Annotated in this window: 10 protein-coding genes; 2 read left to right on the top strand and 8 right to left on the bottom strand. The window is 63.7% G+C overall.

What is annotated here, in order from left to right:
• Nucleotides 1–52 precede the first annotated feature (52 nt).
• The 3 genes from U0O11_RS15390 to U0O11_RS15380 form a co-directional block, all read right to left on the bottom strand.
• On the bottom strand, nt 53–496 hold the full coding sequence (locus tag U0O11_RS15390) for a GNAT family N-acetyltransferase (RefSeq protein ID WP_153636581.1): 444 nt from the start codon (nt 494–496) through the stop codon (nt 53–55).
• Nucleotides 497–540: 44 nt separating this feature from the next.
• Nucleotides 541–1,146 carry a glutathione S-transferase family protein gene (locus U0O11_RS15385; RefSeq protein ID WP_043332924.1) on the bottom strand — a complete coding sequence of 202 codons (606 nt, stop codon included), beginning with the start codon at nt 1,144–1,146 and terminating at the stop codon, nt 541–543.
• Nucleotides 1,147–1,279: 133 nt separating this feature from the next.
• Nucleotides 1,280–1,882: a LysE family translocator gene (locus U0O11_RS15380; protein WP_043332923.1), complete on the bottom strand. Its 603-nt coding sequence runs from the start codon at nt 1,880–1,882 to the stop codon at nt 1,280–1,282.
• Nucleotides 1,883–2,039: 157 nt separating this feature from the next.
• On the opposite strand from U0O11_RS15380, the gene U0O11_RS15375 reads away from it, so the two are divergent.
• Nucleotides 2,040–3,488, top strand: coding sequence for an aminotransferase-like domain-containing protein (locus U0O11_RS15375; protein ID WP_153636579.1), 1,449 nt, complete (start codon nt 2,040–2,042; stop codon nt 3,486–3,488).
• A gap of 13 nt (nt 3,489–3,501) precedes the next feature.
• On the opposite strand, the gene U0O11_RS15370 is transcribed toward U0O11_RS15375, so the two are convergent.
• The 4 genes from U0O11_RS15370 to U0O11_RS15355 form a co-directional block, all read right to left on the bottom strand.
• Nucleotides 3,502–4,833, bottom strand: coding sequence for a methylated-DNA--[protein]-cysteine S-methyltransferase (locus tag U0O11_RS15370; RefSeq protein WP_153636578.1), 1,332 nt, complete (start codon nt 4,831–4,833; stop codon nt 3,502–3,504).
• 114 nt (nt 4,834–4,947) lie between these two features.
• Nucleotides 4,948–5,472 carry an acyl-CoA thioesterase gene (locus tag U0O11_RS15365; protein ID WP_043332919.1) on the bottom strand — a complete coding sequence of 175 codons (525 nt, stop codon included), beginning with the start codon at nt 5,470–5,472 and terminating at the stop codon, nt 4,948–4,950.
• Between the two features lie 272 nt (nt 5,473–5,744).
• A complete protein-coding gene (locus U0O11_RS15360) occupies nt 5,745–7,055 on the bottom strand; it encodes a short-chain fatty acid transporter (protein WP_153636577.1) in 1,311 nt (436 codons plus the stop codon).
• Nucleotides 7,056–7,223: 168 nt separating this feature from the next.
• Complete coding sequence (locus tag U0O11_RS15355) at nt 7,224–8,558, bottom strand: MATE family efflux transporter (RefSeq protein WP_153636576.1); 1,335 nt, start codon at nt 8,556–8,558, stop codon at nt 7,224–7,226.
• 273 nt (nt 8,559–8,831) lie between these two features.
• Between U0O11_RS15355 and U0O11_RS15350 the strand changes: the two genes are divergently transcribed.
• Nucleotides 8,832–9,113 (top strand): hypothetical protein, encoded by a 282-nt coding sequence (locus U0O11_RS15350; protein ID WP_234368090.1) that lies wholly within the window; start codon nt 8,832–8,834, stop codon nt 9,111–9,113.
• A gap of 107 nt (nt 9,114–9,220) precedes the next feature.
• On the opposite strand, the gene U0O11_RS15345 is transcribed toward U0O11_RS15350, so the two are convergent.
• The gene (locus U0O11_RS15345) at nt 9,221–12,151 is read right to left on the bottom strand and encodes a sensor domain-containing diguanylate cyclase (RefSeq protein WP_153636575.1); all 2,931 of its coding nucleotides are present in this window, start codon (nt 12,149–12,151) and stop codon (nt 9,221–9,223) included.
• Between the last annotated feature and the right edge of the window lie 515 nt (nt 12,152–12,666).

The raw sequence follows: 12,666 nt of genomic DNA, 5'->3' as shown, positions 1-12,666 counted from the left end.
CTCAGCGGTCGTCGGGCTTGCTCAGCGGTCGTCGGGATAGAAGGCGGCTGTCTCAGGCGTTGGGGTTGTCCACCAGAATGCGCGAGAAGCGCACGATCTCGGCATTGCGGTTGGACCAGCCAAGGCGCTCCCAGAAGCGATGAGCGTCATGGTTGTCGTGCAGGGTATCCAGATGCACCTTGTCGATGCCTTCGCAGGCCAAGGCTGCCAGACAGCGATCGACCAGCGTGCTGGCGATGCCCTGGCCACGCATGTCCGGCGCCGTCATCACATGCTGAAGATAGCCGCGCTTGCCATCATGGCCCGCCATGGCGCAGCCGACCAGGCGCTCATCGAGAAAGGCCAGGTGGCTCATGCCGGGATTGCGCGCCAGATAGCGGGCGACAGGGGCATGGCGGTCGGCATCGCGGATGACCACGCCCGGAGTCGCCTCCATCATGGCGATGAAGGCAGGGTGGTCTTCCGGTGTCATCGGGCGATAGGTCAAGGTTGGCATCGTGTTTCCTGGCAAGCGGCGGTCGTCGGGGATGCCATATCCTATCAGTCCCGCGGGATATCGAAATGCCCCGGCTGCGCCGCGACACGTGCCAGCCACGCCTGTATGGCGGGATAGTCATCCAGCGCGAAGCCGCCTTCATCGGCAACATGCGTATAAGCATAAAGGGAAATGTCGGCGATCGTGAATCGGTCCCCGACCAGCCAGTCATGCTCGGCGAGATGGTGCTCCATCACGCGCAGGGCACGCTTGCCGCCATCCTGCTTGGCGGCGTACTCGGCGCGGCGCTCATCGGGGAGGCCAAGGTAGCGATTGATGAAGCGGGCGGTGGCGATGTACGGCTCATGGCTGTACTGCTCGAAGAACTGCCACTGCAGCACCTTGGCGCGCAGGAAGGGGTCGCTCGGCAGGTAGTCGCTGCCATCGGCGAGGTAATTCAGGATGGCATTCGACTCTGACAGTGTCTCGCCGCGATGCAGCTCCAGCAGCGGAATCTTGCCATTGACGTTGCGGGTCAGGAATTCCGGCGTGCGGGTGTCGCCGGCCAGAATATCGACCTCGATGTAGTGATGATGGCGTTCGAGCAGGTGCAGCAGCAGCTCGACCTTGTAGCAGTTGCCGGAGCGGCGATCACCGTAGAGTGTCAGCATGCAGGGAGCGTCCTGTGCGAGCGTGGAATTGGCGTCTCGACAGTCTAGCCAACCTCGCCTGCATGAACAGTGATTATTCGAACAGTGTTCGATGCTCCGGTGTCATTCGCGTGCTCCAGGCGCAGGCTGTGGATCAGCCGAGGATCATCACCACGCAGGAAGCGGTCAGCACGCCCATCACGCGGTTGAAGATCTTCCAGGCGCGCTCGGTATTCAGCAGACGCCCGATGGCGGTCCCGAAGCCCGCCCACAGCGAGATGCACGGCAGCGCGACCAGTTCCGCGAAGCCTGCCAGCAATACGGCGTTGAGCAGTGCCGGGCCTTCCTCGGGCAGAAAGCTTGCCATCAGCGCCATGCCCATCACCCAGGCCTTGGGATTGGCGAACTGGAACAGGCACGCCGCGAGGAAGGTCATCGGACGCGCATCCTGCTGGCTGGCGAAGTCAGGGGGCGGAGCGGTGGCGATCTTCCAGGCCAGGTAGAGCAGGTAGGCACTGCCCAGCACCTTCAGCAGCGTCTGCACGATGGGATAACGCTCGAAGACCAGCCCCAGCCCCAGCGCGATGGCGATGAACAGCACCAGGCAGCCGATCAGGATGCCGAAGATATGCGGTAGGGTGCGCCAGTAACCATAGTTGGCCCCCGAGGCCGTCAACATCACGTTGTTGGGGCCGGGTGTCAGGGTCATCGACAGCATGAAAAGCGTGGCGGGGGCCAGAAAGGCGAGGGATTCCATGGGTGTCCTTCAGCGTGGTGGGCGTTGTCGAGGTGGCGTGTCTGATTGTATGGATTCAATTTTCGGATGCCGGCACATTCCTGTGTTTTGTGGCTTGTTGGCGGCATGTTTTGAGCATAATCTGATGACAATTACCGTCAACAGGTTTTTTGTCACCATGACAATGTGGATTCCGACCCTGGACCCCGCCATGCCGCGTTACCGTGCGCTGGCGGAGGCCATCCGTCTCGATATCGCCGCGGGCCAACTCAAGGAAGGCGAGCGACTGCCGCCTCAACGGCGGCTGGCGGATGCGCTGGGCGTGACCATCGGCACGGTGACGCGAGGCTACGCCGAGGCCGAGCGGAGTGGCCTGGTGTCGGCGCGTGTCGGGAGCGGCACCTACATCAACGGCGCCACCCGGAGCGCGCATGGATCCTTCAGCAGCTTCGGGCATGCTCTGCGTGCCAGCAAGGCCTATGGATTGGCGCCAGAACAGGAGGGCGCGCTGCCGGCATCCGGCGTGATCGATCTCACCATGAGCCTGCCACCGCCTCACCCCGCGCGGCAGCAGGGAATGGCGGCGGCGCTGACCGCGATCAGCCAGTCACCCGAGGCCTTGCTGCGCAGTGTCGAGTATCAGAATGAATTCGGCGACGGCAGCCACCGGCAGTTGCTGGCGAGCTGGATGGGCGAGCTCGGCATGCCGGTCGACCCCGAGGAGCTGATGCTGACCCAGGGCGGCCAGAATGGCATCACGCTGGCGCTGTCGGCGCTGCTGGCGCCCGGAGATGCCGTGGTCACCGGCGCGCTGACCTATCCCGGCTTGATCGTCGCCAGCGCCGAACGTGGCCTCAAGCTGTTGCGGGTGCCGCTGGATGATGACGGCATGGATGTCGAGGCACTGGCGCGGCTGTGTCGTCAGCAGGCACCCAGAATGGTCTATGTGATGGCCGAGCAGAACAATCCGGGCGCGGCGCAGTTGTCTCATGCACGGCGCGAGGCCCTGGTCGCCCTCGCACGCCAGCATGACTTCTGGATTCTGGAAGATGGGGTGCAATATCTGCCCGACGAGGAGTGCGGTACGCGGCTCTATCAGATGGCGCCGGAGCGCACCCTGTATGTCTTCAGCACCTCCAAGTTGCTGGCTGGCGGCCTGCGCCTGGGCGTATTGCGGGCGCCGGTGGAGGTACTGACCCGCATCGGCGCAGTGCTGCGCAGCCACAGCTGGATGGTGGCGCCGCTGTTGATGGAGACGGTCTGCGCCTGGCTGACCAGCGGCAACGCGACACAGCTGGTGGAGTGGCAGATGGAGGAGATGCGCGCGCGCCAGCGACTGGCCCGCACGCTGCTGGCGGAGTGGTCGCCGGCGGCGCGGCCGTCCTCGTTCGATCTGTGGCTCGAGTTGCCCGAAGGGCAACGCAGTCAGGCGATGGTCGCGTCATTGGCCGAGCGGGGGGTGCACGTCACCAGCGCCGAGCCCTTCTGTGTCGGCAATGAGCCGCCACCGCAGGCCATCCGGCTGTGCCTGAGCGCTGCCGAGAGCCGTGAGGCGCTGACCCACGCGCTGGAAATCGTGCGCGAGCAGCTGCAGGCGCCGCCTGCGCTGCGCCCCATGACGCTCTAGCACATCGCCGCTCTCACTCCCGGCGGGTGCCGGACTCCTGCGCCAATCGGGCCTGCTTGAGCGGCACGCCCCAGCGATAGCCGCCGAGTCCGCCATCGCCGCGTACCACACGATGGCAAGGCGTCAGCAGAGCCAGCGGATTGGCGCCACAGGCATTGGCGACGGCGCGGCTGGCGGTCGGTCGCTCGAGCGCCTCGGCCAGCTGGCGGTAGGTCAGGGTATCGCCACTCACGGTGGCGTTGAGCCGCTGCCAGACGCTCAATTGAAAGGCGGTGCCACGCACATCCAGCGGCAGTTCGAGCAGCAGCGCATGGCTGGTCTCCGGTTGCTCACACAGAGCGAGCAACCGTGCCCCCAGTGAGGCATGCAGCAGGCGACTGGCCGCGTGACCGCTGCCGTCCTGCTCGTCTGTCTCTGTCTCCATCTGCTGCCAATTGGCTTTGGGCAGGCGTGCTTCCAGCGCCTGCTGGCCCGCCTCACGACTGTCGCTGAGCTGAATGACGACCACGCCACGCGCGCTGAGTCCTGCGCTCAGCCAGCAGGACTGCTCCGGTATCCCGAAGCGACACGGCCAATGCAGGGCCAGCAGGTCTTCTCCCTTGCCGCCGGAGCGGCGGGCACTGGGCGTGATGCCGTCCCTGCGCGCATAGGCGCGGCTGCTGGAGCGATAGCCGGCGGCGATGATCGCCTCGGTCACGCCATGGCCTTCCTCCAGCAGCGCATGGAACTGCATCTGACGCAGACCCGCCGAGTACTCGGAAGGTGACAGGCCCAGCAGCGCCGTGAAGCGGCGCTGAAGATGCGAGGCACTTATCCCGTGCTCCGCCGCCAGGCTTGCGAGTGTCGGGGTGGGCTCGCCTGCGGCGACGGCCCGCTCCAGCTGCCGACACACCGCCAGCGGCCAGGGCGAGACGGGGGCTGGGGCAGCTTCTACAGATGTCGAGCGGGCGGCAGTGGAGGCGCGTGAAAGTGGTGTGTTCGATTCCGGCATCGTCGGTGCTCCAGGCGTGGCCCTGACGGGATGGCGAGCCTGCTTGTCGGCGTGAGGGCGATCAGGCTTTTCGGACTGCTCAGGATGACAGCGCCGACAGGCGCGCATGCCTGCGGCTCGCGCCGCGTGGGCGTCGGCAAACAGGCGCAGGTTGTCGCGGCGTGGCGCCGGGGATGGGCAGCCGATGCGACAGAAGATGCCAGTGGTGATCACGCCGTAGCGCAGTGCCTCCCCGGCGATCGGGTGGCGCGCCAGCAGGCGCTGCCAGATGGCCTCATCGCACCCTTGAGCGTCGCCAGCGGCAGGTGGTGCCGTCATGCCTGCCGCTGTCTTTTCGCCGGACACTGATGTCATCGTTCATCTCGCTGTGCAAGGTTCACGATCAGTATCGCCATCCGCTCGGGGCGGTGCACTCCGTATCTTGTGCTGACTGTCAGGATTGCGCTCGCAGCGCTTGCCGGGAGTCGCTCAGAACTCGATGGATTCCTGGCGCTTCTCTTCTTCTTCGGCCTGCTTGCGCAGCTTCTTGCGGATGGCGGCCTTGTGGAAGCGCAGCTTCTGTTCCTGGGTTTCCAGGTTGAGTGGCGGCACCGGCACCGGCTGGCCGTTGGAGTCGACCGCGACCATGGTCAGATAGCAGCTGTTGGTATGGCGAATCAGGCGACCCTGGATGGATTCGGCGACCACCTTGATACCGATTTCCATCGAGGAGCGGCCGACATGATTGACCGAGGCCAGGAAGGTCACCAGCTCGCCGACGTGGATCGGCTGCTTGAAGCGCACCTGATCGACCGAGAGAGTGACGACGTAGCTGCCGCTGTAGCGACTGGCACAGGCGTAGGCGACTTCATCCAGCTTCTTGAGGATGGCGCCACCGTGCACCTTGCCGCTGAAGTTGGCCATGTCGGGGGTCATCAGCTCGGTCATGATCAACTGATGCTGGCCGGGCAGAGCTTCGTTGAGGGCGGTCTGTTCTGGCTGGTTCTCGCTCATTGGGGCGTCCTTCAGGCACGGGCCTGTCAGGTGAGTGGGAGCTGTCAGGGGCTCTCAGGTGAAGCAATGGCTCTGGCTTGCCGCGCAGAGAGGGATAATGGCTAGTCTGCGGGATTCGTGACATCTTGGCACCCCGTGAGCGGCATATCAGCTATCTATAAACGACCTTGCCCCCACAGTCACCTGTGGGGGCAAGGAAGCTTGCGGGGTTATCGGTAAGGCTACTGAATCGCTGGCTGAAAAGGCTAGCTGACGCCGCCGTCAGGCAGGTATCAGAGCAGCGTCAGGCCCAGCGAGATGATGATGCCGGTCACCAGCAGCTGCACCAGACAGAAGCCCATGATGTCCTTGGCCTTGAGGCCGGCGATGGCTAGCACCGGCAATGCCCAGAAGGGCTGCAGCATGTTGGTCCAGGCATCGCCCCAGGCGACGGCCATGGCAACGCGTGACAGGTCGGCACCCAATGCCTGGGCGGCGGGAATCATGACCGGTGCCTGCACGGCCCACTGACCGCCACCGGAGGGCACGAACAGATTGACGATACCGGCACTGATGAAGGACCAGAACGGCAGGCTGTCGGCGGTGGCAATCGACACGAAGCCTTCGGACAGCGTGGCGGCCAGCCCCGACTGCACCATGATCGCCATGATGCCGGCGTAGAAGGGGAACTGGATGACGATGCCTGCGCCGCCCTTGATGGCTTCATTCAGGCTGTCCAGCAGCTTGCGCGGCGTGCCATGCAGCACGATGGCCAGGAACAGGAAGCTGAAGTTGATCACGTTCAGGTTCAGTCCGCCGCCACGAATCACGAAGTGATCCACCAGCCAGGCGAGGCCGAACAGCCCGACGACCCAGGCGAGAATCGGCGAGTTCTCGAGACGCTCGGCGGGACGAGGCTGGTCGCTGATCTCGGTGTGCTTCTCCTCGAGCAGGGCCGGGTCCACGTACACGCTTTCCTTCTCGAAGGGCATCATGGCGCGATTGACCAGCGGCATGATGATCAAGAGCGCCGCGACGATGGCGATATTGAAGAAGGCGAAGATGGTGTCCGAGGTGGGCACGATGCCGATGCTGTCCTCGGTGAAGTGGCCCGCGGTGGCGATGGTCAGCGGAATCGAGCCCGAGATGCCCGCATGCCAGATCACGAAACCGGAGTAGGCACTGGCGATCAGCAGGCGGTAATCGACCTTGATCATTTTGGCCAGCTGCTTGGCGAACAGTGCCCCGATGACCAGCCCGAAGCCCCAGTTGATCCAGCTGGCGATCAGCGACACGAAGGTGACCAGCATGATGGCGCTGCCGGGCGTTCTGGCCAGCGAGGCGATGCTGGCCAGGCCTTTCTTCACCGGCGGGGTGTTGGCGAGCATGAAGCCTGAGATCAACACCAGCAGCATCTGCATCGAGAAGGTCAGCAGATTCCAGAAGCCATCGCCCCAATAGCGCATCACCTCGGTGGGGGAGCGCTGTTCGATGAGCATGGCGGCTGCCGCTGCAACGACGGTCAGCAACAAGACGAAGATATAGGGGTCAGGCAGATAGCGCTCAACCAGCTTGACGGCTGGCCGTGATAGCGATTGCAGCATGTGAGAGTCCCTGTTGGCTTTTTATCAGTATGGGAAACGGGTTGGCACGCTCACATTAGTCCATTCGCTATCAGGAGAATATCGCGCGATGGTCGAGTGGCACGCCAATGCCAGCGGCAAGCCTTTCAGCGCTGCATCAACCTGCTGGAGGCGTCAACTGGCATGGCATCAGCGCCAATGATGGCGGCGATGATGCAGGTAGTAGCCGCCGAGCACGGCAGAGCGCACGCTGGTGAACAGCAGGAAGGCCAGCCACAGTCCATGATTGCCGAAGCCTTCGAGCAGCGGCCACAGGCCGATGAATGCCAGCAGGGACACCACCAGCGTATTGCGCATTTCACGCGTCGCCGTGGCGCCGATGAAGATGCCGTCCAGCAGGTAGCTCCACACCGCGACCAGGGGCATGGCGACCATCCAGGGCAGATAGACGGTGGCCAGGGCGCGGACTTCGGGAATGTCGGTCAGCAGGTGGATCAACGCCGGCCCGCAGAGCCAGAGCAGGCCGCTGGCCGCTGTCGCGGTGATCAAGGAGAAGCGGGTTGCCGCGCCCACGCTGCGCGCGAAGCGTTGCCAGTCGTTCTGGCCGACGGCTCGCCCGACCTCTGATTCCGCCGCCTGGGCGAAGCCATCCAGTGCATAGGACGTCATCATCACGAACTGCAGCAACACCGCATTGGCCGCCAGAACATCATCCCCGAAGCTGGCACCCTGCGAGGTGAAATAGGCCGTCGCGCCCAGCAGGCACAGGGTGCGCACGAACAGATGCTGATTGACGCGGATCAGCGCGCCCCAGGCGGGGAGAGACAGCAGCGCTGCGCGATCACTGCGCCCCGGCATGCGTCTGAGCTGGCGGGCGACCAGCCACAGGCCCGTGGCCAGCGCACAGTAGTCGGCGATCACGCTGGCCAGCGCCACGCCATCGCTGGTCATGCCCAGCCCGGGCACGAAGGCCAGGTCGAGCAGGATGTTGACGCCATTGGTCAGCACGAGGATGCCGAGCGTGACGCGCGAATTACCAAGCCCCAGGAACCAGCCCAGAATCACGTAGTTGATCAGCACCGCCGGCGCCGACCACAGCCGGATGCTGGCGTAGTCATGGGCCAGGGCGCGCGTGGTCTCGCTGGCCTCCATCAGCGATAGTCCCAGGGTGATCAGCGGCGAGCCGGCGATGATCAACACCAGCCCTATGGCGAGTGCCAGCCCGATGCCCTGGCCCAGCAAGGTACGCAGGCCATCGTGGTCTTCACGGCCATGGGCCTGTGCCGTCATGCCTGTCGTGCCCATGCGCAGGAACCCGAAGCCCCAGTACAGAAAGCTGAAGAGGACCGCGCCCAGCGTGACCGCGCCCAGATACACCGCATCCTCGAGATGCCCGACCACGGCGGTATCCACCAGCCCCAGCAACGGCACGGAAATGTTGGAAAGGATGATGGGCCAGGCCAGGCGCCACATATGGCGATCGGCGGAAGGCAGTGTGGCGGTCTTCAGGGAAGGTGCGGGCATGTTGGGTCCGAATGAGGGGTGAAGGTAACGTCAGCCGGGAGCGGTCGCGTTGATCAGGATAAGGCCTGGCAGGGCTGGGCGTAATGGCGCTGGAGCGCTAATCTAGTTCTGGTGACTTGATGGCAAGGCCTGCCATGCGCCAGCAGAGAGCTCCACTGGCGCGAAGACCCATAACAGGGACGCATGGAGCGTCCGGACGCAAGGGAACTGACTATGAAACGCACGATTCTTCAGCGAAGCACGCGATTGCGCACTGGGCTTGCAGCAGCTGGCATGACGCTGGTGCTGGCGACGCCGGTGCAGGCCATCGAGCTGCCCAGCGAGCAGGGTGACGACACACCCAGCGCAGGCATGATGGTGGCCGATGCCCTTATCGGGCGTCCACTGTTGCTGGCCACGACCGTCGTCGGTGCTGCCATCTTTGTCGTGTCGGCTCCCTTCGCGGCCATGGGGCAGAATATCGATGAGACGGCGCGCGTACTGGTCGCGACTCCGGCGCAGGCGACCTTCGCTCGCTGCCTCGGCTGCAAGACCACGCGTGTCGATTGGGATTGAGGATGTCCTGATCGCGGCTGGTGAGCACGCGCCGCTCATGGCTGGACACGACAACGCCGACCTTGAGGGTCGGCGTTGTCGTATCTGAAGGGTGGTGAAAGCGGCTGTTAGTGCGCGGTTTGCCTGGCGTGGTTATCGGCTGCAGGCGGCAGTGAGTTGAAGCACAGCACGCGTTTGCGTCCGGCGCGTTTCGCCTGGTAGAGCGCATTGTCGGCCATGTTGAACAGCGCGTCGGTGGCCTGGCTGTCATGCGGCGCGTTGGCGACCCCGGCGGAGAAGCTCAAGCCGGTCAGCGGCCCCAGCGTCTCATGCTCGAAGACTTCTTCGTGGAAGGCTTCGAGAATGGCTTCGACACGTGCGCGTGACACCGCTGCGCTGGCACCGGGAATCAGGATCACGAACTCTTCGCCACCGTAGCGACAGGCTTCATCGGAGCTGCGCAGCGACTCACGTATCAGGTTGGCCAGGCGCGTGAGGACCTGATCGCCCATCTCGTGTCCGTAGGTGTCGTTGACCTGCTTGAAATGGTCGAGATCCAGCACCACCAGGGACAGCGGGTTGCCGATGCTGGCCTCGGCCAGTTTCTGGGGCAGCACCTCATCGAGGTGACGACGATTGAAGAGGCGCGTCAGCGTATCCTTGCGCGCCTCATGTGCCAGACCCCGCTTCAGCTGCAGGTCGGCCAGTGCCAGCATCACCAGGTGGCTGACATCTTCCGCCAGGGGCTGCAGGCGCTCCAGGCTGTCCTCTTCCGGCGGGATCAGCAGCACGAATTCCCCCACCTGGCCATCCCCGACCGTCAGCGTCTGCTTGAGGTGACGAGCGTCGGTGGGCGGTGACCCCCAGTTGATATGCATCGTCTGATTGATGTCATTCGGGTCATGCAGGGTCACGTTGCCTTCGCAGCCGGCGAACAGGCTGGGCAGACGAACATTGAGCTGGGTGATGATCTCATCGAGCTGGGAGCAGGTCAGCAGGCATTCCGCGAGGTGATGGATCTGGCTGCGGCTCTCGGAGAGTCGCGACAGCTTGAGGTTGGCGGCCTGCAGGTCGCGCTGGGCACGCTTGCGATCGGTGATGTCGTGAACGATGGAGAACAGCAGGGTGCGGCCGTTCAGGTCCACCGGGCCGGTAAAGATCTCGACATCACGCAATTCACCGTTGGCAAGCTGATGGCTGGCCTCGAAGTGGTTGTCGGTACGGTTGACGACCGCACGGATGCGCTTGGAGAGCGACTGGCTGGCCAGCACGTTGATACGGCCCAGTGGCATGCCGCACATCTCGCCGATGCTGTAGCCATAGAAGTCGGCGGCGACCGGGTTGGCATCGATGATCTCGGCAAGCTCCGGGTCGATCAGCAGCTTGATGGCGTTGCCGGTGCTGAAGACTTCCTGATACAGGGTCGCATTCTCCTCGAGCAACTCGATGGCGCGGCGGCGGTCCTCGATATTGTTGATCAGTACCAGGGTGCGCTCCTCGCCCTCCAGCGGCGTGAGGGTGACTTCCGCCCAGAACATCTGCCCCGTATCAGTCTGCATGTGGTATTCGTCCTGGAAGCTGCCGCCTTCGCGCTGCAGCTGGCCCCAGGCACGTTTCATGCGACTGATCTCGTCCAGTGAGAACAGCCCCCACAGCGATTGCTGGAAAAGCTCGGCATCACTCTTGCCCAGCAGGGCATGCATGGCCGAGTTGGCATCCGCGATGGTGCCATCCCGGTCGGCGACGATGATGCCCACCGGGGCGGAGTGATAGATGGAGCGCAGGCGGGCACGGCTGCTGATCAGGCGTTGCTGCTGCTCCTTGATCCAGTCGATATCGCTGTGAGTACCGATCATGCGCAGGGGCCTGCCATCCTCGGCACGTTCCACCACGCGTCCCTGATCGAGAATCCACTTCCATTCACCGTTGCGCGTCAGCATGCGGTGCTCGTTGCGATATTCTGCGCTGTGGCCTTCAAAGTGCTGTTTCAGGTCGTCGAGGGTGCGCGGCATGTCATCCGGGTGGATGCGTGACTTCCATTCATCGAAGCTGCTGCCGATCTCGTGTTCCTGGAAGCCGAGCGTCGCCTTCCACTGCGGAGAGTAGAAGACGTGATCGGTATCCTGCTTCCAGTCCCAGACGCCGGCGCCTGAGCCTTCCAGCGCGAACTGCCAGCGTTGTTCGGCCTCGCCCAGGGCGTCACTCATCTTCTGCAGCTGCTGATAGGGGTAGACCATGCGCGATGAATAGATGGCGTGATAGATCATCGCGTAGGCCACCACCTTGTACAGGTGGCCGAGCAGATTGAAGACATCGAAGGCAGTGGCATAGAGCGTGAAGCACAGCTCGGAAATCCCCGTGGCCAGCGCCGCGACCGCCAGCCAGCCGGCATTGGTGCCTTCAGGCAGTCGGCGCGCGCCGAGCAGAAGTACCGCGGCCAGCACAGCGCTCAGCGCCAGGGCCCACTCGTAGCCGATCTTCCAGGCGGTCAAACCGCTGCCGACGATGAAGGTCTCTGGCAGGAAGTCGAGATGAAAGAGGCCTATCCAGCTCACCGCCAGCCCGATGGCGAGCGTCAAGCCAAAGGCCACGGGCAGATAGCGGCGCGGTACGGGGCGGGCCGTCAGCAGGCAGGGGGCCAGCAGCGCGATGATGAAGGCGGTCCGCCCTGCCAGCCAGAAATGGATGGCCTTGCTGACGGAGGCTTCGCTGACGAAGTCGGGCATGCCGTCATAGCTGAAGATATGCACCATGTCGAAGAAGGCGGAGAGCATGAAGGCGCACCCCATGACCAGAAAGCTGGTCGGCAGCGTCCGACGGTGCCCCTGGAAGATGGAGACGGCAGACATCAGAGCGACCAGTATCGCGCCCATTTCCAGCAGTGAATGCGGGACGAGGTACTGTCCGACCGAGCTGAACAGCTGCGGACGCGGCACCACGATCAAGACCACCATGATCGCCAGCATGACAAGCAGCATCCCCGTGCCGGCATTGGGCAGCTGTGTGCGTGTCCCCAGGAAGGGGCGCTTGAGAACGGTAGAGAGAGAGCGAGAGGACATGGGCAATCCGTGCGCGTGAAAGGGTACGACAGTGACTTTATCACTACAGGATAGAATAGATTGTTTACATTGCCCTAACAGAAAATAACCTGGCGTAGCGTTTGGTATTAATTGCGTAGCCGTTTAGGCAGGGGCCGAGAGCAGGTTGGTAGCCACGATGTTGTCTGGCCATGGTAGCAGCGGGGCCGGCAGGGAGGACGGCGGGGAGGACGGCGGGAGCAGGCACTGGCGGGTAGAGCGGGAGGTCTTGATCGCGAACGAAGTGTGTCGCCAGCCGGCGTCTTTGCCCGTCGGCGCCTTTGCCAGTCGGTGTTAGTGCCAGTCGGTTACGTTACCTGTTGGTGTCTTGTAGCAAGAGGCGCCGCGTTGGCGAGTCAGGCGCTGAAACGCCTGTCAGGGCCGAGTCTGAGGAAAGGGCTTGAGGAAAGGGCTTGAGGAAAGGGCTTATGGAGAGGACTTGAGGAAAGAGCTTATAGAGAGGGCTTGCGGAGAAAGCAGGAGGTGTCAGGCAAGAA

The sequence above is a fragment of the Cobetia sp. D5 genome (assembly GCF_035666195.1).
GTDB classification, from domain to species: domain Bacteria; phylum Pseudomonadota; class Gammaproteobacteria; order Pseudomonadales; family Halomonadaceae; genus Cobetia; species Cobetia amphilecti.
This window is presented reverse-complemented; position numbering and strand designations above follow the sequence as displayed.

Excerpts from the sequence above, each read along its gene's own strand:
- U0O11_RS15375 (WP_153636579.1), top strand. The coding sequence starts at position 2,040 with ATGACAATGTGGATTCCGACCCTGGACCCCGCCATGCCGCGTTACCGT.
- U0O11_RS15365 (WP_043332919.1), bottom strand. The coding sequence starts at position 5,472 with ATGAGCGAGAACCAGCCAGAACAGACCGCCCTCAACGAAGCTCTGCCC.
- U0O11_RS15390 (WP_153636581.1), bottom strand. The coding sequence starts at position 496 with ATGCCAACCTTGACCTATCGCCCGATGACACCGGAAGACCACCCTGCC.
- U0O11_RS15380 (WP_043332923.1), bottom strand. The coding sequence starts at position 1,882 with ATGGAATCCCTCGCCTTTCTGGCCCCCGCCACGCTTTTCATGCTGTCG.
- U0O11_RS15385 (WP_043332924.1), bottom strand. The coding sequence starts at position 1,146 with ATGCTGACACTCTACGGTGATCGCCGCTCCGGCAACTGCTACAAGGTC.
- U0O11_RS15350 (WP_234368090.1), top strand. The coding sequence starts at position 8,832 with ATGACGCTGGTGCTGGCGACGCCGGTGCAGGCCATCGAGCTGCCCAGC.
- U0O11_RS15355 (WP_153636576.1), bottom strand. The coding sequence starts at position 8,558 with ATGCCCGCACCTTCCCTGAAGACCGCCACACTGCCTTCCGCCGATCGC.
- U0O11_RS15345 (WP_153636575.1), bottom strand. The coding sequence starts at position 12,151 with ATGTCCTCTCGCTCTCTCTCTACCGTTCTCAAGCGCCCCTTCCTGGGG.
- U0O11_RS15370 (WP_153636578.1), bottom strand. The coding sequence starts at position 4,833 with ATGACATCAGTGTCCGGCGAAAAGACAGCGGCAGGCATGACGGCACCA.
- U0O11_RS15360 (WP_153636577.1), bottom strand. The coding sequence starts at position 7,055 with ATGCTGCAATCGCTATCACGGCCAGCCGTCAAGCTGGTTGAGCGCTAT.